At 54.6% G+C, this 21,064-nt stretch carries 16 protein-coding genes; 11 read left to right on the top strand and 5 right to left on the bottom strand.

Annotated features, from left to right (window positions below; all coding sequences use genetic code 11):
- Positions 1 to 203 precede the first annotated feature (203 nt).
- The 6 genes from GSF27_RS03600 (at position 204) to GSF27_RS03575 (ending at position 9,163) form a co-directional block, all read left to right on the top strand.
- A complete protein-coding gene (locus GSF27_RS03600) occupies positions 204 to 2,351 on the top strand; it encodes a TonB-dependent receptor (protein ID WP_160965782.1) in 2,148 nt (715 codons plus the stop codon).
- Between the two features lie 307 nt (positions 2,352 to 2,658).
- A complete protein-coding gene (locus tag GSF27_RS03595; protein ID WP_160965780.1) occupies positions 2,659 to 4,020 on the top strand; it encodes an SRPBCC family protein in 1,362 nt (453 codons plus the stop codon).
- A gap of 175 nt (positions 4,021 to 4,195) precedes the next feature.
- Positions 4,196 to 4,576, top strand: a complete 381-nt coding sequence (locus tag GSF27_RS03590; protein ID WP_160965778.1) for a MerR family DNA-binding transcriptional regulator — start codon at positions 4,196 to 4,198, stop codon at positions 4,574 to 4,576.
- Positions 4,577 to 4,707: 131 nt separating this feature from the next.
- Positions 4,708 to 6,315 (top strand): carboxyl transferase domain-containing protein, encoded by a 1,608-nt coding sequence (locus GSF27_RS03585; RefSeq protein ID WP_160965776.1) that lies wholly within the window; start codon positions 4,708 to 4,710, stop codon positions 6,313 to 6,315.
- 31 nt (positions 6,316 to 6,346) lie between these two features.
- Positions 6,347 to 7,138, top strand: coding sequence for an enoyl-CoA hydratase/isomerase family protein (locus GSF27_RS03580; RefSeq protein WP_160965774.1), 792 nt, complete (start codon positions 6,347 to 6,349; stop codon positions 7,136 to 7,138).
- A gap of 12 nt (positions 7,139 to 7,150) precedes the next feature.
- Positions 7,151 to 9,163, top strand: a complete 2,013-nt coding sequence (locus GSF27_RS03575) for an acetyl/propionyl/methylcrotonyl-CoA carboxylase subunit alpha (RefSeq protein ID WP_160965772.1) — start codon at positions 7,151 to 7,153, stop codon at positions 9,161 to 9,163.
- Positions 9,164 to 9,210: 47 nt separating this feature from the next.
- Here the strand turns inward: GSF27_RS03575 and GSF27_RS03570 are convergent, their stop codons facing one another.
- Together GSF27_RS03570 and GSF27_RS03565 are read right to left on the bottom strand one after the other, a co-directional pair.
- Entirely contained in the window at positions 9,211 to 10,494 is a 1,284-nt protein-coding gene (locus tag GSF27_RS03570; RefSeq protein ID WP_160965770.1) for an MHYT domain-containing protein, read from the bottom strand.
- 338 nt (positions 10,495 to 10,832) lie between these two features.
- Positions 10,833 to 11,648 (bottom strand): IclR family transcriptional regulator, encoded by an 816-nt coding sequence (locus GSF27_RS03565; RefSeq protein WP_160965768.1) that lies wholly within the window; start codon positions 11,646 to 11,648, stop codon positions 10,833 to 10,835.
- Positions 11,649 to 11,906: 258 nt separating this feature from the next.
- Between GSF27_RS03565 and GSF27_RS03560 the strand changes: the two genes are divergently transcribed.
- From GSF27_RS03560 to GSF27_RS03540, 5 genes are all read left to right on the top strand, one after another.
- Positions 11,907 to 13,472, top strand: coding sequence for an acyl-CoA synthetase (locus tag GSF27_RS03560; protein WP_160965766.1), 1,566 nt, complete (start codon positions 11,907 to 11,909; stop codon positions 13,470 to 13,472).
- 20 nt (positions 13,473 to 13,492) lie between these two features.
- The gene (locus GSF27_RS03555; protein WP_160965764.1) at positions 13,493 to 14,620 is read left to right on the top strand and encodes a MaoC family dehydratase N-terminal domain-containing protein; all 1,128 of its coding nucleotides are present in this window, start codon (positions 13,493 to 13,495) and stop codon (positions 14,618 to 14,620) included.
- A gap of 217 nt (positions 14,621 to 14,837) precedes the next feature.
- Positions 14,838 to 16,082: a CaiB/BaiF CoA-transferase family protein gene (locus GSF27_RS03550; protein ID WP_202410253.1), complete on the top strand. Its 1,245-nt coding sequence runs from the start codon at positions 14,838 to 14,840 to the stop codon at positions 16,080 to 16,082.
- Positions 16,083 to 16,273: 191 nt separating this feature from the next.
- Positions 16,274 to 17,185, top strand: coding sequence for an SDR family NAD(P)-dependent oxidoreductase (locus GSF27_RS03545; protein WP_160965762.1), 912 nt, complete (start codon positions 16,274 to 16,276; stop codon positions 17,183 to 17,185).
- A 220-nt stretch (positions 17,186 to 17,405) separates the two neighbouring features.
- Positions 17,406 to 17,837 (top strand): PaaI family thioesterase, encoded by a 432-nt coding sequence (locus GSF27_RS03540; RefSeq protein ID WP_160965759.1) that lies wholly within the window; start codon positions 17,406 to 17,408, stop codon positions 17,835 to 17,837.
- 146 nt (positions 17,838 to 17,983) lie between these two features.
- On the opposite strand, the gene GSF27_RS03535 is transcribed toward GSF27_RS03540, so the two are convergent.
- The 3 genes from GSF27_RS03535 to GSF27_RS03525 all read right to left on the bottom strand — a co-directional run bounded on the left by GSF27_RS03535 (position 17,984) and on the right by GSF27_RS03525 (position 20,614).
- Entirely contained in the window at positions 17,984 to 18,484 is a 501-nt protein-coding gene (locus GSF27_RS03535) for a DUF4760 domain-containing protein (RefSeq protein ID WP_160965757.1), read from the bottom strand.
- Between the two features lie 450 nt (positions 18,485 to 18,934).
- Positions 18,935 to 19,327, bottom strand: coding sequence for a hypothetical protein (locus GSF27_RS03530; RefSeq protein ID WP_160965755.1), 393 nt, complete (start codon positions 19,325 to 19,327; stop codon positions 18,935 to 18,937).
- Between the two features lie 330 nt (positions 19,328 to 19,657).
- On the bottom strand, positions 19,658 to 20,614 hold the full coding sequence (locus tag GSF27_RS03525) for an alpha/beta hydrolase (RefSeq protein ID WP_160965753.1): 957 nt from the start codon (positions 20,612 to 20,614) through the stop codon (positions 19,658 to 19,660).
- Positions 20,615 to 21,064: the final 450 nt, after the last annotated feature.

Below are 21,064 nucleotides of genomic sequence, written 5' to 3'. Positions count from 1 at the left end.
CTGCTCCGATGGCTGACGCGCGGTGATAAGGAACGCCGCAGATGTTGGCAACACTTATATGCTGTACACGATAAAAATAACGTATTCCAGAAAGACGACAGGAGGTCTTCATGGGCAGCAAACTCCCTATATATTATTCCAATGCGTGTAATCGTTACCGTGACTTGGCTGTGCTTCCATTGGTGGCAGCACTGTCTGCAACTTTGGCTGCTCCCGTGGCTATGGCCCAGGCCAGCGAATCTGCGAGGGGCGCCATCGAAGAGGTAGTGGTCACCGCACAGCGTCGCGAGCAGCGGCTGCAGGATGTGCCACTGACGTTGACGGCACTCTCTGACAAGCAACTGATACAGAGTGGCGTTACCAATATGTTTGACCTGCAGAATGTGGTTCCGGGTCTCACCTTTGGTGGTGTCGGCAACCTCAGCCAACCGGCTATTCGCGGTTTGTCCACGGGCGTGAGTACCAACGGCAGTGAAAACCCCAATGCGTTGTATGTGGACGATGTCTATTACAGCCAGGGTAACCTGCTGGGTGCCAACCTGCCGGACGTCTCCCGGGTGGAGGTATTGAAGGGGCCGCAGGGGACACTGTTCGGACGCAACTCCGTGGGCGGCGCGATACGGGTGTTCACCAAGGATCCTACCTACGAGCCGTCCGCTGACGTGACACTGGAGACTGGCTACTACACCGGTGATGGCGACTCCCGCAGCTCTCCGCATTACGCCACCCGCGCGTTTGCCAGCACTGGCGTGGTGGATGACCTGATGGCGGTAAGCGTTTCCGGTGGCTACGACACAACCGATGGCTTCCTCACCAACGTCGCCAATGGCGAAGAGTATGGGACCATTACCCGCTCCAATGCCCGGGTAAAATTATTGGTTGAACCGAGTGATGCAGTGAAGGCGGTCATCAGTGCGTTTTACCTGAAGCACAATGACGAAGGACTGCAATCCCAGACGCCAGTGGATGGGCTGGTGGTCTCGTCCCAACACCCCAACTCCATCGTGCCGGATAAGGCCTGGCATACCGGTTATGACACCGGCCTGGGCAACGATTTCAATGATGCAACGGTGAAGAGCAGTGGTGGCAGCGCCAATATCCGATTCAACATGGAAGGCTTGGGCTCTCTGACCTCTATCACCGCCTACCACGATACCGAGGTCTACAACGAAACCGCGCTACCGCACTCAGTCTCCGATCCCAGCTGTATTGCCACCTTTGCCTGTATCGATTACACCTACCTGGCAACCAACAAGGCGGTTTCCCAGGAGTTCAATTTTGCCTCTGAGCAGTTCGGTATCCTCACCTACACCGCGGGGCTTTTCTATTATCACCAGAAATCCAGTACCGACACCGCCGTGCAGGAGACCCTGATTCCCGGCGGCTCACCAGTGAAAAATACCCGTTTCGATATCACCTCCTATGCGGCCTATGGTGAGGTGCAGATAGACCCCACGGATGACCTGACGGTGATCATTGGCGGCCGTTACACCTACGAGCCCCATGAAGACAGTATTGTCTTCCCGGTGCAGATTGAAAGGGACGAGACCTTTACCAGCTTTGTGCCTAGGCTGACGGTGCAGTACGACCTCACCCCGGACATGAACGTCTACGCCTCCTATTCGGAAGGGGAGAAGAGCGGTCTTAGCGGTGTCGACAACGGCGCCAGTAATCCGCCGTACCAAAAGGTCGATCCGGAAGAGAACAACGCCTATGAGCTGGGGATGAAGTACGCCTCTGCCGACCTGGTGTTCAACGCCGCGCTCTTCTACTACGACTACAAGAACAAACAGGAGCAGGGCTTTACCGGCTCGGCGGTATTTGTGCAGAACACGGGCCCGGTGCGCATCTATGGTCTCGACCTCGACGGATCGGTACAGCTGATACCGGAACTGAGCCTGAGGGCAGCCGCCTCCTGGGTGCCGGAAGCTGAATACCGGGATTTCCCGGACGCGGCGGCCTATGGCACAGATCGCAACGCCAATGGCACCTTCCAGCAGTTCGAGTACGATGCCACCGGCGAACGGCTGATCCGGGCGCCGGAGTTCACCGGCAATGTCTCCCTGCTGTATGAGCGTGAGCTGGAAAGTGGCGGGCTGGATGCCAGCACCACCCTCAGCTATTCCAGCAAGGTGTATCACGACATCTACCACGTCATTGAGCAGCCGGAGTACTACACCCTCAGTGCCCAGGCCGGTTACCGCTTCCATGGTGGCCTGCGTATCGGGTTGTATGGTCGAAACCTCACCAACGAGGACTATATCGCCCACGGTTTCTCCAGTGCCCAGGGCTTTACTGCCGCCTATGCCCGTCCAAGGGAGGTTGGCCTCTCGTTCAATTACTCTCTTTGAGTAACCCGCTTGCCCGCTGCCGGCTACCGGCAGCGGGTGCCTCACAAGTCTCTACTTATCTGCTGATTAGTCCGGACATCAATTGGACACCAGTGTTCGATTTCCGCCTTCCTAAGGCGTTTTCTTTTGATCTGGGTCAGCCACTATTGATCACCATTGTTGCATTCTTGCCCCATAAGAGCGCTGGTGCCGGTACTCGCTGTTGTACGTAAAGGATATTTCCAAAAATACGGACAACAGCTGCGGGCCGACGCTGAAATTTAGCCGCAGTCATCTGGCGGCAATAACAACAGAGAGAGGAAGAGCGATGAGTGAGCAGCAGACCCCCGGCGCCGGTGAGCGCATGGAGCCGTCCATCATTCCCGTCGAGGCGTACATCTCCGAGGAGTATGTGCACCGTGAGCGCGACAATCTGTGGCGCAAGGTGTGGCTGCAGGCGGGCAGGGTAGAGGACATCCCCGAGGTGGGTAACTACATCACCTACGATATCCTCGACGATTCCGTGCTGATTGTACGCAGCGGCCCTGACGAGATCCGTGCTCACGCCAACGTCTGTACCCACCGTGGTCGCCGCCTGGTGGACACGCCTGCGGGTTGTCGTAACGCCAAGGGCAAGCAGCACAAGTTTGTCTGCGGCTTTCATGGCTGGAGTTTTAACCCTGACGGCAAATGCGCCTTCATCCTTGCCAAGGAAGAGTGGCAGGACACCCTCACCGATGAGCGCACCCAGCTGGCCAAAGTGAACGTGGACACCTGGGGCGGCTTTATCTGGATCAACCTGGATCCAAACTGTGAACCCCTGCGTGACTATCTGGAGCCGGCGGCGTCCATGCTGGACCCATTCCAGCTGGAGAATATGCGCTACAAGTGGCGCAAGTTTGTGGAGTTTGACTGTAACTGGAAAGTGGCCCTGGAAGCCTTTGATGAGACCTACCACATCATGGCGACGCACCCGGAATTCATGGCCTTTGGTGCACACAAGGGCTGGGCGAAAGCCCAGGGCAAGCACAGCAATATCGGCTACGATGCGCCGGAAGGTGAAGAAGAGAACCAGGGCAAGTTGCGCCTCGGTGCCGGTGGGGATCCCCGTGTTGCCACCGCCGAGATGCAGAAGTTTATTCGGGAAACGGTCAATGCTGTAACCACGGATACCCTGATCGACGCGGCCGAGCGCCTGGTGGACGAGTTACCGGAAACAGCTACCCCCGGCGAGGTGCTGAAGTACTGGCACGAGCGCGCCCGCGGCCTGGATGCGGAGCGGGGTGTGTTCTGGCCGGAGGTCCCGTCCGATCACGTAGCCCGTAGTGGTACCGCCTGGCAGCTGTTCCCCAATGCCCAGATTGGGCATGCGGTTAACAATGCGCTCTGCTACACCGCTCGTCCCAGCGGCTACAACCCCAACAAGTGCATCTTTGAAGTGGCTGCCCTGGAGTTGTTCCCGGCTGGACAGGAGCCGGCGACTGAGTGGGTGAGGGGTGAGCCCTGTGCCGAGGATTTCGGCCCGGTGATCAACCAGGATTTCTCCAACATGGCAGCGGTGCAGGCGGGTATGCGAAATGGCCTCTATCGCGGCAATATCCCCAATCCCAAAGCCGAGGGTGCCGTGATCAGCCTGCACCGTAACCTCGCCAAATACATGGGATCCGGTCAGCCTGAGAAAATTGACTGATCTTAAGCTTTCTCTTAGCTAAGTACTATAAGCCCCTGAATATCAGGGGCTTTCTGTTTCAGAAAGCCTTACAAGAAAACATATCGAGCGTCTCAGTCTCTGAGATCAGGTTGACGTTAACGTCAACGGCAGATAGCATCAGGGACAATAAAAATAGCTGAGGGCATCACACCCAATGGCGACTGAATACTCTATTTCGGACCTTGCAGCCGAGTTCGACATCACAACCCGCACCATCCGTTTCTACGAAGAGAAGGGGTTGCTGGCGCCGCAGCGCAGCGGCAATTCAAGGATCTATACGCCGGCAGAGCGCACCAAGCTGAAGCTGATCCTGCGCGGCAAGCGACTGGGATTCACCCTGGAAGAGAGCCGTTCCATCATCGAGATGTATGACCCGGAGCACGGCAACTCGGACCAGCTGCAATCCCTGCTGGCGAAAATCCGCGAAAAGCAGGCGCATCTTGAGCAGCAGCTGCACGACATCGAAGTGATGATGGTGGACCTGGGTGAGGCGGAGAAAAACTGCCTCGACGCCATTGCCGCAGAAGAGGCCTGAAGCGGCTGGAGCCGCAGCAGGTAACACCCGGATTTCAGCCCCCAGTCACCGCTGGCTGGCGACTGCAGATAACAATAACAACACGTTTTCACAAACGCCCGAATCACAACGCCCATTGACGGATTAGCGATATGGCCATCATAAAATCAAAAGTGAATACACGCAGTGAGGAGTTCGCGGTCAACACCGAGCACATGGCGGCTCAGGTGAATGACCTGCGACAGAAGCTTGAAGAGATAAAGCTTGGCGGTGGCGAGGAGTACCAGAACCGCCACAAGTCCCGCGGCAAACTGCTGCCCCGTGAGCGCATCAATCACCTGATTGATCCAGGCTCGCCGTTCCTGGAACTCTCCCAATTGGCCGCCCATGGCGTCTACGATGAAGATGTTCCCGCCGCAGGTATCATTGCCGGCATCGGTCGTGTCGAAGGGCGCGAGTGCATGATCGTCGCCAACGATGCCACGGTAAAAGGCGGTTCCTACTACCCGCTGACGGTGAAAAAACACATCCGCGCCCAAACCATTGCCGAGCAGAACCATCTGCCCTGTATCTACCTGGTGGATTCCGGTGGTGCCAACCTGCCGCGCCAGGATGAAGTGTTCCCGGATCGCGAACACTTTGGCCGCATCTTCTTCAATCAGGCCAACATGTCGGCGCAGAATATTCCCCAGATCGCCTGTGTGATGGGTTCCTGTACCGCCGGCGGCGCCTACGTGCCGGCCATGGCCGATGAGTCCATTATCGTTAAAGAGCAGGGCACCATTTTCCTGGCGGGGCCGCCGTTGGTGAAAGCTGCCACCGGTGAAGTGGTGAGTGCGGAAGACCTTGGCGGTGCCGACGTACACTGTCGCACCTCCGGTGTGTCCGACCACTACGCCCAGAACGATCACCACGCATTGCAGCTCACTCGCCAGTGCATTGCGCGCCTTAATCGTGTGAAGCCCATGGGGCTCGACATTCGCGAGCCGGTGGAGCCCCTGTACGACGCCAAAGAGATCTACGGCATTATCCCGAAAGACTCCCGTCAGCCTTACGATGTGCGTGAAGTTATTGCCCGCGTGGTGGATGGCTCCGAATTCGATGAGTTCAAGGCCCTGTATGGCACCACCCTGATCACCGGCTTCGCCCGCATCTACGGCTACCCGGTGGGTATTGTTGCCAACAACGGCATTCTCTTTGGTGAGTCAGCGCAAAAAGGTGCGCACTTTATCGAGCTCTGCGCCCAGCGCAAGATTCCACTGGTCTTCCTGCAGAACATCACCGGCTTTATGGTGGGTCGCCAGTACGAATCCGGCGGTATCGCCAAGCACGGTGCCAAGATGGTAACCGCAGTGGCCTGCGCCAAGGTGCCCAAGCTCACGGTCCTGATTGGTGGTTCATTTGGTGCCGGTAACTACGGCATGTGCGGTCGTGCCTATGATCCACGCTTCCTGTTTATGTGGCCCAATGCCCGCATCTCGGTGATGGGCGGCGAACAGGCCGCTGGCGTGATGGCACAACTGCGTCGCGACCAGATTGAGAAAAAAGGTGGCGAGTGGAGTCCGGCAGAGGAAGCTGAATACAAAAAACCGATCCTGGATACCTATGAGCAGCAGGGACACCCGTACTACGCCTCTGCACGGCTGTGGGACGATGGCGTGATCGATCCTGCGGAAACCCGCATGACCCTGGGACTTGCCCTGTCTGCGGCTCTCAATAAACCGCTGGAGGACACGCAGTTTGGTGTCTTCCGCATGTGATTGCGGTTGCAGGTGAGCAGGAGAGTTTCCCATGACAGAACAAACCATAAGAACACACATAGACGGTCGTGGTGTAGCGACTGTCACCATGAGTCGGCCCGACAAACACAACGCTTTTGATGATGGTGTGATTGCCGAACTGACCAACGCCTTTCAGGCACTGGCGGAAAACCCGCAAGTACGCATCATGATCCTGGCGGCCGAAGGCAAGAGTTTTTCCGCCGGTGCCGATCTGGGCTGGATGCAGCGCATGGCCAACTACAGCTATGACGAAAACCTGCGCGATGCCAATGCACTGGCCAATATGCTGAAGACGCTCAACACCTTGCCGTTTCCCACCATTGCCCGGGTGCAGGGTGCGGCATTCGGCGGCGCCGTGGGTCTGGTGAGCTGCTGCGACATGGCGGTAGCGGCCCCGAAAGCCAGCTTCTGCCTGAGTGAAGTCAAAATAGGATTGATCCCCGCGACCATCAGTCCTTACGTGATGGCTGCCATAGGACAGCGCGCTTGCCGCCGTTACTTTATGACCGCCGAGCGCTTTTCGGCGGAGACCGCCGCGCAACTGGGTTTGGTATCGGAGCTGGTGGATGCTGAAATACTGGACAGTCGCATTGATGAACTGGTGAATACGTTGCTGGCCAACAGTCCGGCTGCCATCAGGGCCGCCAAACGACTGGTGCTCGACATTGAAAACCGCGTGTTAACAGATGACCTGATCGCTGACAGCAGCGAGCGCATTGCCACCATCCGCGTCTCCGGTGAAGGGCAGGAGGGGTTGAACGCATTCCTCGAAAAACGACCCGCCAGTTGGATCAACGGTTAAAGGACAATAAAAATGTTTAACAAAATCCTGATTGCCAATCGCGGTGAAATCGCCTGCCGCGTGATTAAAACCGCCCGCAAGCTGGGCATCGCTACTGTGGCTGTCTACTCCGACGCCGATGCCAATGCCCTGCACGTGGCAATGGCCGATGAGGCTGTCCACATCGGTGGTGCACCGTCCAGGGAATCCTACCTGGTGATCGAGCGAGTGATTGAGGCGGCCAGAAAAACCGGTGCCGAAGCGATTCACCCAGGTTACGGGTTTCTCAGCGAAAACTCCGAATTCTGCCGCGCCTGTGATGCGGCGGGTATTGTCTTTATCGGTCCACCGGTAGGCGCCATCGAGGCCATGGGCTCCAAATCCGCGGCCAAGCGCATTATGGAAGAGGCTGACGTCCCGCTGGTACCCGGTTATCACGGTGAAGACCAGGACCCCGCGCTGCTGAAAAAGGCGGCGGATGATATGGGATATCCCGTGCTGCTGAAAGCCACCGCCGGTGGCGGCGGTAAAGGTATGCGCCAGGTCTGGTCGGCGGCAGAATTTGACGAGGGCCTGGCTGCGGCCAAACGTGAGGCCATGAATGGCTTCGGCGACGATCGCATGCTGGTGGAAAAATACCTCACCAAGCCGCGGCACGTGGAGATTCAGGTCTTTTGTGACGGTCACGGCAATGGTGTGTTTCTGGCGGAGCGTGACTGTTCCGTGCAGCGTCGTCACCAGAAGGTAATCGAGGAGGCTCCGGCACCGGGTGTGGATCCTGCGTTGCGTACCAGAATGGGTGAAGCGGCACTGCAGGCCGCCAAGGCCATCAACTATGTTGGTGCCGGGACCGTCGAGTTTCTGCTGGACGAAGACGGCTCCTTCTACTTCATGGAGATGAACACCCGCCTGCAGGTGGAGCACCCGGTAACGGAAATGATCACCGGTCAGGATCTGGTGGAGTGGCAGTTGCGTGTAGCCTATGGTGAGACCCTGCCATTGACCCAGGAGCAGGTGCAGATCAAGGGGCACGCCTTTGAAGCCCGTATCTACGCCGAGGATCCCGCCAACGACTTCCTGCCGGTCACTGGTACTCTCTCATTCCTGGAGCCACCGGAAGAGAGTCGCCATGTGCGGGTGGATACCGGCGTACTGCAGGGTGATGAGGTGAGTGTGTTTTACGATCCGATGATCGCCAAGCTGATTGTCTGGGACGAAGACCGCGACGCCGCCCTGCGTCGTCTGGGCAAGGCCCTGAGTGAATACCGTATCAGCGGCATGACTACCAACGTGGATTTCCTCTACAACCTGGCCACCTGTGAGCCGTTTAAGGCCGCAGAGCTGGATACCGGTTTTATTGGCAAGCACCACGACAAGATTTTCCACGATGGTGAACAGGATGTTGCCGCCGGCGCGACACTGGCCGCACTCTACCTGGTGTTACGCCGTGCTGCGGATGCCCGTCACGGCAGTGCAGCCGCTCACGACCCGTATTCGCCCTGGAACCAGAGCAATGCCTGGCGCCTCAACGAGCCCCACGTGCATCTGTTTGAGCTGGAGTTGCAGGGTCAGCATTTCCCCGTGGTGGTGGAGCAACTGGGGCAGGGCAGTGGTATCAGTTACAACATCACCGTTGCCGGCAAGACCGTGCGCGCGCAGGGCAAGCTGGCAGGCAGTGACCTGTACGCCGATATCGACGGTTATCGCTCGCGGGCAACCGTTGCCGAACACGATGGTGTGTATAGTCTCTACACTCAGGAGTCTGCACAGCAGTTCAGTCAGGTGACTGCCGACCTGGGTGCGGAAGATGCAGGTTCCGGTGATGCAGCGCTGTGCGCGCCAATGAACGGTACCATCGTCACCCTGCTGGTGGAGCCGGGCAGTGAAGTGAAAAAAGACGCAGCCTTGCTGGTGATGGAGGCGATGAAGATGGAGCACACCATCCGCGCACCGGCAGACGGTACTGTGAAGGCGTTTTACTATGCCGCCGGCGAGCTGGTGGAAGGTGGGGCCGACCTGCTGGACTTTGAACCAGCCGCTGACTAAATGCCTCCTCCGACCTAAAAAACGGGGCCTTTGGCCCCGTTTTTTTGTTACGCCGGTGTGGCAGCTGTTTTCAGCACCTGGGGAGTATGGCGACTCTCAAACCGGGCCCTGATAACCTGAGCCAGTCTGATCAGCGGCCGACTGACCACACCGGCCGCCGGGTAAGAGGCATACCCGATCCCGAACTGATAGGGCGTTGGCTGTGTGCCGCGACCGAGCGGATGTGCGAGACTCTCAGCCAGCTGGCCGGCCAGGCTTTCCAGTGTGCCGGAATCCCTCAGGGGCAAAACCGCGATAAAGCCATTGGTGTTGTAGCGACTAAGGTAAGCGGGGGCAGGAAACTGTTGTCGCAGTACGCTGGCAAAATTTGATGCGTAGCCCTGTGCGGCCTTTTCTCCTGATTCACTGCTGATCCTGCGATAGTCCTGCAATTCAAAATAGAGCAGGCTGAAGGGTTCCTTGCGGGCGGCTGTCGAAGCGCCGGTAAGCTCCTTCAGATGGCTCTCCAGTGCAGTGCGGTTGGGCAGGCCGGTATGTGTATCATTGAACGCTGCGTGGGTAACGGCTTCTGCAGCCTGCTTCTCTGCCTGGCGGGCGCGCTCCAGCTCACGAAAATCTTCGAAGGCGATATAGACCAGTAATAACAGGAAAAACGACGCGGCTACGGCGGTGGGCGTGCCCATCCAGTTGCCCCGCAGTGTATTGGACATTGGCATCGTAGCGTCCATCGGGAAGCTGACTGCGGCCATGCCGGTGTAATGCATGCCGCATACCGCCAGACCCATTACCAGTGCCGCGGCCGCTTTCACTAGTATGCCGTAACGACGGGGTACCCGCTCAATATTGCGACAGATCACCATGGCCGCGCCGGAAGCCGCCACGGCAATGACGCCGGAGACTGCGACAAGCAAGGTATCGTACTGGATGGGTGGATCCATCTGCATGGCGTACATGCCGCAGTAATGCATGGCGAAGACCCCCATGCCCATGATCATAGCGTGGGCCAGCAGCTGCACGGCATTGACAGATGTTCTTGTGATAGCCCTCAGACCCAGTGCCGAGGCCAGCACAGCGAGAATGAGTGAGGTTACAGTGATCGACAGGTCGAAGCTCATCTCCATTGCCATGGGCATTTTGTAGGCGCTCATGCCGACAAAATGCATGGACCAGATGCCGGCCCCGAGACAGAAGGCACCAGCACAAAACCAAAACGATTTGCTGCCCCCCGAGAGGGTGCGGACACGGGTACCAAAATAGATTGCGGAAAACGCGGCGATTACAGCTACGCAATATGACGCGGCGACCAATTCCAGATCGTAAGAACCTTTCATCCAAACTCCCCCAATAACCCCATATATTTCAGGCCTTTACGTCGCAAACGCAGGGCCAGTCACAAGAGTACTCTGCGGGCGGGTTTTTGGATCACAAAGTGTGATTGAAGTTGGCTATAGGTCTGATTGATTATTTACGTGCCACGGACGAAGGTTGATGAAAGGCGCTATGTGCCTGAGCTGAGAGGGGGTGAAAGAAAAAGATTGCCTGGGCTCCTTCTCACGGGAGCGCAGTGGCCCAGACCATCTCATCTTCCGGTTGCACCGGAATTCGCCTTATCCCCTGCGCGATCTTGCAACCAATAATCCGGAATTTACCTTGCACGCGAGCGAAGAATTTAGCCCCCCAAACGGGACGAGAGCTTACGGGCTTCTTCGGTAAGTGCCTGTTGCAGTTCAGCCAGTCCCGAGCGCAGCAGTGCGCTGCCAATCCCCAGGGCGACCAACGCATTACTCAGCTGGCCGCGACTGTTCCATACCGGTACGGCAACCACAGTGACGCCGGAAATGTAGTTACCCGTGTCCATGGCAAAACCCTGTTCCCGGGTCTGTTCAATCTGTTGCAGCCACTCCTCGTAGGCTGGCGGTTCATCCCATCGCAACTTGTCGAATTGGGCTTTCAGGTCCACGTTGCTGCAATCGCTGAAGGCAGCGATACAACGCCCGGTGGCACTGACAAACACCGGGAACCGGCTGCCCACCTCGGCACGTAGCTGGAAATTGCTGCCGGCTTCCGAGCAGCTGACCACGATGATGTTATCCAGTCCCGAGATCTGCACGCCGAGCATGGTGACGTCGTGGGTGTGGCTGAGGCGGTCCAGCACTGGCTGCGCCAGGCTGGTGAACTGATCCCGGCCCAGCCATTGGCGGGCGAGGGTAAGTACACCGGCATCCAGACTGTAGCGCTTGGTATCGGGATCCATATTGACGAACTGTTCGGTCACAAGCGCCCTGAGTACGTTAAGGGCGGTGCTGGGTACCAGATCCAGCTCCCGGGCAATGGTCTGTACACCCAGGGGGGTATCGCTGCGCCCCAGCAGGCGCAGTATGGCGGCGGCGCGGGAAATGGCGGGCGCCTTGCTGTCCTTCACGGCCTGGGCGAGCTTGCGTCCGCGGGTGATATGGGCGGGCTGGGAGTTGTCAGTTTTATTCATTATGCAGGGCTATTGGTTGTCTTGGGCAGTGGTCGTGGGTCGTTAGTGTACAGCCATCCAGGTACCGGATTTAACCTCTGATCCCGGTAATCGAACAGCCTTGGCACAACTTACAGTATTCAATATATAAAATAGTTTTCTATATTTACAACAATAATTTGCTGTGGCATCTTGTTAACCACTCAAGGCGAGGTGCCCATCCCGGCATCGACGACCTGATAAATACTGAATAACGATAAAAAATGCAGTGGTGAAGTGATGAAAAAACTCACTGAGTACACGTCGTACGCAGATGCCCGGGAGCACGCCAATTCGGCGGCGCTGTGGGAGCTGTTCGACGGTGATCGTGAATACCTCAATATCGCTCATGAGTGTATGACCCGTCATGCCGATGGTTCCGGCCGCGCAGCAGTGCGCCTGGCCTGTGCCGATGGTCATGATGAGATCCTGAGCTTTGACCAAATCTCCACGGGTGCTGCGCAGTTTGCCCACTGGCTGGATGCCAACGGTGTGCAGCCGGGCGAACGTATCGCTTTTATGCTGGAGCCTTCGCTGCCGTTCTATGTGTGCCTGTTCGGGGCCATGCAGACCGGTGCCATCAGTGTGCCCATGTTTACCCTGTTTGGGCCCGACGCATTGCGCCTGCGCATCGACGACTGCAAGCCCACCATTCTGGTGACCAATGCCGAAAAGGCAGAGGTGGCGCGCGGTATAGAAGGGTTGCGTGTGGTGATTGCGGACCAGGGCCTGCTGGATGAGATTTCCAAATACCCCGGCAGCTACGAGCCCAAAACCAAAGCCAACGACCTGGCCGTGTTTCAGTACACCTCCGGTACCACCCGTGAGCTGCCGGAGGCGGTCAAGCACACCCACAAGTCCATCGTTACCCTGATGTTTGCCGCGTTGTATGGCACTGGTATCCGTCCCGGTGATGAGTTCTTCTGCCCATCGTCACCCGCCTGGGGCCACGGCCTCTGGCACGGCACCCTGGCGCCGCTGGCACTGGGTGTGACTACCGGCACTTTCTCCGGCAAGTTCGATGCCACCCGGCTGATGAAGGCGCTGCAGGACTTCAAAATTACCAATATGTCCGCCGCGGCGACTCACTACCGCCTGATGAAAAACACCGGTAACGCCGGTCAGTTTGAGTTTTTCTTCAGCAAGCTGTCGTTTACCGGTGAGCCAATTGATCCAGCCACGCTGGAATTCATCGACGAGTACTTCAAAGTGCCGGCCTGCAGCATGTACGGCACTACCGAAATCGGTGTGGTGCTGGTGAACTTCCCCGGCGCGGAAGATTTCGAGCGCAAGCCCGGTTCACTGGGCAAACCTATTCCCGGCCTTAAGCTGGAAGTCCATCGCCCTGACGGCACCCAGACCGACGCCGATGAAGTGGGCGAGCTGATGCTCTGGAAAAAAGATCACTGGGAGACCACCAAAGATCGCGCCATGGTGGACGCCGACGGTTACCTCTACCACTGCGGCCGTGCCGATGATGTCATTATCTCCGCCGGCTGGACCATGAGTGCGGTCGAGATCGAGCACACCATGCTCAAGCACGACGACGTGAAAGAGGTGGGTGTCATTGGCGTACCGGACGAAAAACGTGGCCAGGTGGTGAAGGCCTTCGTGGTGACGGATCGTCCCGCCAGTGAAGAGTACGTTAAAGAGTTACAGGATTTTACCCGGGAGCGTCTGGCACAACACGAGTTCCCGCGCATTGTCGAATTTGTGAGTGAGCTTCCAAAGACGCCGGCAGGCAAGGTTCACCGCAAAAAGCTTCGCGACCAGGAAGCTGCCAAAACCGCTGCTGCCGGCAACTGATTACCGAGGAGAAGATAAATATGTCTACTAATAAATTTCCTAAAATCACTGAAGAGGGCCTGGCTGCCCTGCGTGAGCGTATCGGTGTAAAAATCACCAATACCATCGAGCCATGGAACTACGAAGCCACTCGCGATGCCATCCGCCACTACGCCCATGGTATCGGTGATGACAACCCGCTGTGGTGTGACCCGGAGTACGCCAAGAACACCAAATACGGTGACGTTATTGCGCTGCCAAGCTTTATGTTCACCACCAGCCGTATCATCTCCGGTTACTGTGGTGGCCTGTCCGGTGTACACGCCATGTGGGCCGGTGCCAACTGGAACTGGCACAAGCCGGTTAAGCGTAACGACACCATCACCACTGAAGCCTACCTGAAAGACCTGGTTGAGCATCAGACCAAGTTTGCCGGTCGTGCTTTCCAGCAGATCTACCATGTGGACTTCTACAACCAGGACGGCGACCTGGTAGCAGACGCTGACAGCTGGGTATTCCGTACCGACCGTGACGAAGCCCGTGAGCGCGGCACCAAGTACACCGAAGTGAAAGGCAAGGTTGAGCCGTTCACTGACGAGCAGCTGGCCGAGTGGTCCAAGCTGTATGACAACGAAGAGGTTCGCGGTGCAACCCCACGCTTCTATGAAGACGTGGAAGTGGGTGAGAAGCTGCCAACCATGATGAAAGGCCCAATGACCGTAACCGGGTTTATCTGTTACGCGCAGGGCTGGGGTGGTCTCTACATCCGTGCCAACAAACTGGCTTACATGATGCAGCAGAAGCACCCTGGTACCGGTATCAAGAACCGCTTTAATGTGCCTGATTGCCCTGAGCGTGTGCATTGGGATGAAGAGTTCGCCCTGCAGGTTGGTGCTCCGGGTGCCTACGATTACGGCCCCGAGCGTGCTTCCTGGCTGACTCACCACGCCACCAACTGGATGGGTGATGATGGCTTCCTGCGCAGCGCCAACAGCGAAATCCGTCGTCACAACCCGGACGGTGATGTCATCTTCATCAACGGCGAAGTGACCCGCAAGTGGGTGGAAGACGGCAAGCACCTGGTAGAGATTGCCCAGAAGGCGACGACTCATCGTGAGGAGCTGTCTGCACAGGGTACCTGTATTGTGGAACTGCCAAGCCGCGGCTAATCCGCGGTCGGGTACCAGCTACTGTGGGTAGCCCGGTGCCCATACAACAGGAGCCAAATGGCTCCTGTTGTGCGATTTTTTCTGATGCCGGCCGCTGTGCCGGCATTGGCTGCGGGCAAGCGCCCCGTGCACAACATAAGTCCGTGAGTCGATAGCCCCAGGGCCACCACGGAAAATAATAAAGATAATGCATCAAAAAATTCTGTAGGTACTCCGTATGGAAGAGACCCGCATGGACGAAACCCGCACGAAAGAGAGCAATACGCCGACATGGGCAGGCCCTCTCAAGGGTGTACGGGTTCTGGACTTTACCCGCGTATTGGCCGGCCCATCCGCATCACTGGCACTGGCAGACCTGGGCGCCGAAGTGATCAAGGTAGAGCCGCCCGGCACAGGCGACGAGACCCGTACTTTTCCGCCGTTTCGTGAAGGCGAGAGCCACTATTACATCAGCGTTAACCGCGGCAAGAAGAGTATTGTCATTGATCTCAAGACCGATGCCGGTTTGCAGCTGATCAAGGATCTGGTGCTGGAGTGCGATGTCCTGCTGGAAAACTATCGTCCCGGTGTTATGGATCGCCTGGGGTTGGGTTACGAAACGCTGTCGGCCATTAACCCGCGCCTTATCTACTGCGCCATTTCCGGCTTTGGCCAGACCGGCCCGCTGAAAGACAAACCTTCCTTCGATATCGTGCTGCAGGCGCTCTCCGGAGCCCTCAGTGTCAACGGCGAACCCGGCGCCATGCCCACCAAGATGGGCATCCCCCTGGGTGACCTAATCGGCGGGGTGAACGGTCCCATCGGTATTCTGGCGGCGCTCTATGAGCGCAGTGTCACCGGCAAGGGCCGCCTGATCGACGTCAGTCTGCTGGACGGTATGATCGGCATGCTGGGCTATCTGGCGCAACTGGCATTCTTCAAAGGCGAAGATCCCAAGCCGCAGGGTTCACAACACCCGAATCTGGTGCCCTACGGTAATTTCCCCGCGAAAGACGGTTCCATCATCATCGCTTGTCTCACCAACACCTTCTGGGAGCGCATCTGTACCGCGCTGTCCATGCCGGAGCGGATCACCGATCCACTGTTTAACAGCATCGAGAAGCGACGTGATCGTCGCGACCTGGTGAATGAACTGATCTCCAACTACACGCGGGAAAAGACCGTGGCCGAGCTGGAGATCCTGCTGTCGGAGCATCAGGTGCCCAACGCCCCGATTCTCGGCGTGCTTGAGGCCCTGTCCCAGCCCCAGGCCGTGGCGCGTGAGATGGTGGTGGAGACTGAGCACAAGACGCTCGGCAAGATACCCATCGTCAATCGCCCCATCCGTTTTCCCGGGGACAAACAGCCGGTTCCGGCGGCACCACCGGTGCTTGGCCAACATACCGATGAGGTCCTCAGTGACGTGCTGAAGCTCTCCCCGGAGCAGATCCGGCAGCTGCGTGAGGGCAGTGTGGTCTGCTGAGAGTCCACTTTCAGAAACGCCCTCCGGGGTGCAGGTGATAACTCCTGAGCCTGCTTCCGGAGGGCTTTTTTCCTGACAAGTCCCCCCTCAATTCAGTACTATGGCCGCCTTTCGAGAACAGAATCGTTCCACCCCGCACAGGGCGAGGAGCGAAGCATGAGTGAATCAGAGCGAACAGAAGAGGTTGGATTATGGCGGATCTGAGATTCGATAATCGTGTAGCAGTCATTACCGGCGCTGGCCGTGGACTGGGGCGTGCCTACGCGCTGCTGCTGGCGGAGCGTGGGGCGAAGGTAGTGGTAAATGACCCCGGTGTCAGCATGAGCGGTGACAGTACTGATGAAGGTCCGGCCGAGGCTCTGGTGCAGGAAATCAAGGCCGCGGGTGGCGAGGCCATTGCCAATACCGATTCGGTTGCTACCGCGGAAGGCGGGCAAGCCATGATCGATGCGGCCATCAACACCTATGGCCGTATCGACATTATTATTCATAACGCGGGTATCGTCCGTCGCGCGCCGCTGGCCGAGATGAGCCACGCAGATTTTGAGCTGGTGCTGGATGTACATTTGCGTGGCGGTTTTAACGTTGTGCGTGCGGCTATGCCCCATATGCAGCAAGCAGGCTATGGCCGTATCGTATTGACCGGTTCTGTGAATGGCTTGTACGGCAAGTCCGAGAACACCAATTACAGTGTCGCCAAGGCGGGTCTGGTTGGCCTGTCCAACACCATCGCCGTGGAAGGCGAAGCCTTCAACATCAAGAGCAACGTAATCCTGCCCGGTGCAGTGACCCGCATGGCCGAAGGCCTGGATACCAGCCAGTACCCGCCTATGGAGCCAGAGATGGTGGCGCCGCTGGTGGGCTGGTTAAGCCACGAAAGCTGTTCGGTTTCAGGTGAGATGCTGATCTCCATGGCGGGCCGCACGGCGGTGGCCTATACCTCTGAGACCAGGGGTGTATACCTGCCGGATTTGACCATGGAGGCTGTGGCAGAAAACATCGATGCCATCCATAACACCGACAATCATCTCACTTTCCCGGTACTGCCTTCGGGTAACCTGGACCACCTGATGTATTGCTTTCAAATGGCGAAGCAGGGATGAGCAACGCGGTCGCTGCCTGGCGTCTGGCCGAGGCAGCGATTTGGCTCGACCCCTTTACCCGGTCCCCTTAAGAGTGCCCCCACCACATCGCCTTTAGCCTCGGTACGGTTTAAAGCTGATGTCTGTCGCTGGTGGCAGCGCCTCACCGGTAAGTCCTCAGCAGCAAGACAGCTCATATTGTGAAGATAGTGGCGAGTATTGAAGTCATCAGGAGTGAACGATGAATACCAACAATGACAAGCCAGTGCCCGCAGAGCAGGGCGACTGGAAGCGCAAAGAGATGAAGGGCATTCCCGCCTCCCTGGGCGCTCTGTGGACACAGAAAACCGCTGACGGCTGGCACTATGGCGTGCAACTGGGCGAGAGCCACTGCAACGCCCAGGGCATTATTCATGGCGGTGTCTTGATGACCTTCTTCGATCACGCCCTGTCATTGAAAGTCTGGGAGGCTGCGGATCGCGCCATCTGCTCCACCGTGCAGCTGGATACCCACTTCCTCAGTGCGGTGACACCACCGGCCTTTGTCGAGCTGGAATCGGAAATCCTCAAGACCGGTAAAAGCCTGATCTTTGCCCGGGGTGTGCTGAAGGTGGATGGCAAGGCCGTGATGGAAGGGAAAGGGGTGTGGAGTGTGGTACGTTCTACAGACTAGTGGCGATTCACTGTGCTCACTCCAGAGGCCCGGGAAAGGGGCTCAGATGGGTCCCAGCTTTGTCTCTGAGGGGTTGGGAAGTCCACTAACTTAGGGGCAGAGCAGGTTTTCCCGCTGACACTACTTCTAGGGATGTAAATATCGTTCTATAAATCATTAGAATGAAGTATGTCTCCCGCAGACATTGGATGCTTGCGCCTTCTTTCAGTGAAAGTAGTAACGACAGCTTCAAGTTCAATATACATTTCTTGACTTTCTTCTTTTCTTCTCAATTCAATGTATGTCTTGAATCTTTCAAAAGACCGAATAAAAGAGGTTGCGCACATTCTATACAGTATGTCGCCATCATAAATCCCAGCGTTTACCCCAGCAGAAATATCCTCAAGCGAGCTTAGTAATCTGTCAACATGAGCTTTTAGCTCATGGTTTTTGAATATCTCATCTGCTTTTGCTTTCTGAATTAATTCATTTCCAAATCTAGTTTCTAACTCAAATTTCGCGTCTACCCATTGAGGCCCAGCGTGCTCTAATGTTGCCTGCTTTTTTGTTCTTTCGTGGTAGGCTCGGCGCTCTTTACGGCTCAAATGTAATTGAATTGCGAGCGCCATCAATCCTATCGCTGAAATAATATTTGGAAAATATTCCATTTTAAGATATTCCTTTATTTAGTGTTAATCTGAACCTCTAACACAGCTTTTTCTAGAGGCGGTGGGATATTAAGGGCCTTATCTATTAAAGGTTCTATTATTCATTAAAGAACATTATGGTTTTCAATAATTTCTTGTAAGGTCACGGATTTTGCCTGCGTTATCATCCAAATTATCTGACAAAAAGTTGATGGACTATTTATATTTCTTTAGCCCTTTATCTGTAACTTCGTCGTATTGTCTGACAAGATTAAATGTTGCGCACCATTGTTAATGGTAGATCTATAAAAATTGAATAAAGATATCTCATAGTGATTCCCTAAAATATTTTTATACTTGTATTTTTATAACAAAAATATTTCAATTCTCTTATAAATTAATTTCCTCGTAAAAAATATCGTTAACAAGGGCTGGAGATAATGGGAATATATTCCGGGTTATTTTAGGTGATCATGTGAAAACAGCCGCATATCCGCCGAGAACAGATCCCGCTAGCCATGCCGAGAACCAAAATAAAATTCTCCATGTGACTTTTCGTATTTTATCGTGATAAACAATTTGCAAATCGGATTCGCCGGTTATTTTTAATTCCTTGGGGCGTGCTAAATCAATGGAAATAAGCATTGCAGTAAAAAGTGAAATTAACGACACAATCATGGGGCTGTCAAATTCTGAATTATTGTCAAGTTTCTCGAGAGTTGCCACGACGCCTATGGTGCTTATCGATACCGTGAAAAAGAATTTTCCTAAATCATAGGATATTTTGTGTGATTCTTTAATGTTGGATTTTACCCACTCTACCAAACCTGACTCTAAATCATCACCCTTAAATTTAATTGCCATCTTCGCTTTCCAAATCTAATTCGTCGCACTGTTCTTTAAAGTATGATTTTTTGCACTTTGGGCAATACTCGGCCTTAGCAAATACCACATAGTTCAACTTTTCTAAGCTCTCAACAAATAAAACAACATCATGGTGAATTGGGCAAACATACTGATAATTCATATTTTCATCCATTTATTTTTAATTTCTGTTGATAATATGACCTAGGTGGAGGGGAAATGAAATTCTATTTTTTGCGGTAAGCAGGAGTTCCAAGGCCGTTAGTTGTAATCCGTTAAATATATGTTCCTAAATATTTTTTGGCATATTTTTTTATCTTTACAGTTATCTTAAAATCTATAAGAATTTGATCGGGCATCATAAGTCATCCCTGGGGTGTCCTGGCCTCTTTCTCCGTTTAAAACCTTTGTAAAAAACTGTTTTACCGTATTGTTTGTTTTCTTGTAAAAAACTCCGTGAGTTTTTCCTACGTTATCCCCGTTTGTGAAATCAAAATATATGGCATTTTCGGAATTTAAGTTCTTTGCAGTTCTTCCCAATCGGTTTTTCTGAAAGTTTGCGTCTGACCACTTAAGAACCCAGTCGTTCTCGTTGATGGTGATATATACCTTTTTTCCGGATTCTATTAGGTTTACCCAGTCGGAATGTCCTTTGTTGTCCACGTCGGCCTGGCAAAGAATCACATTATCGAAAATTGCAGTTTCATTTTCATACACAGAGTCAACAATGTAATTCTGAAATAGATAGTTTCCCAAGCTATATGCCATCAAAGAAAATTTAATATCACACGCCTCTAGCGCCTTCCGATTGAAGGGTTCTTTTAGATATGATCCAAGCTTCTCTAAAGTAGAGTCAAGTGCCCCCACCGAAGCTCTGGCTGTTCGCTTGGCGTGTCGATATTCCTTGGTTTTAAATCCTCCGGGATTTGAAGGCCAAGAAAAGGCAATGACCTCTACGTTATGCTCCTGCTCTAAAGCAAGGCTCTTTTCTAGGTTCTTTTCAAAGGACTGATTGAATCCGTGGACAAAAAAAACGCAATTTTTTCCCTCGGATGTTAATTTTTCTCTGACTTTGGAGAACTCTTTCCTAGAGGGCATGTTGCTCTCGGTAAGTTTTGATGGTTCTTTAATTAATTCAACATTCCATTTTCCATTGATCTTTACTGCAGTTGCTAGTCTGACCTCATTTGGGCCCTTTGAATTAACGCTATCTCCAAAAGCTTTTTGATCTCCAATTCCATTCTGAAAGTTGGATAAATTAATATTCCGGTTTGTAATTATTAGCATGGTATATTTCCTTCTTGGGTTGGAGTTTCGAGTAATCCGAACAAGCTATTTTTCTGGTGTTTTTGATCGTCAGCCTTAGATAGGATTAATTAAAAAATAGAGAGTCGTCGAAAAGATCTTTAGTGTTGGAAAGCTCTATCGGGGAGTTTGAGGTCGTTGGGGGGGCGCCAGTCCATGGCGATTTCTCCATATCAAAATGAGCTGCTCGTAGCGCGTCGATCTGAGGTGTCAATTTCTGTTTGTATAGCCTGCAATTCGGAGATGATCAATAATTAATTGTGCATACTATGGAATCATGTGCCAGAAATTAATCTCCGGAATAACGGCCTTCCAAAATAGGCACATGTTTTCACATGTGACCTTCTGTTCTAAGTCGTTAACTTAATTTGAATTTTTCATGTAGTGATCCTGATCCGGATGCCAATTGATGTCAGCTGCAACTCATCTTCC

This window comes from Pseudomaricurvus sp. HS19 (genome assembly GCF_009857815.1).
In the GTDB taxonomy this organism is placed as follows: Bacteria; Pseudomonadota; Gammaproteobacteria; order Pseudomonadales; family Cellvibrionaceae; genus Pseudomaricurvus.
This window is presented reverse-complemented; position numbering and strand designations above follow the sequence as displayed.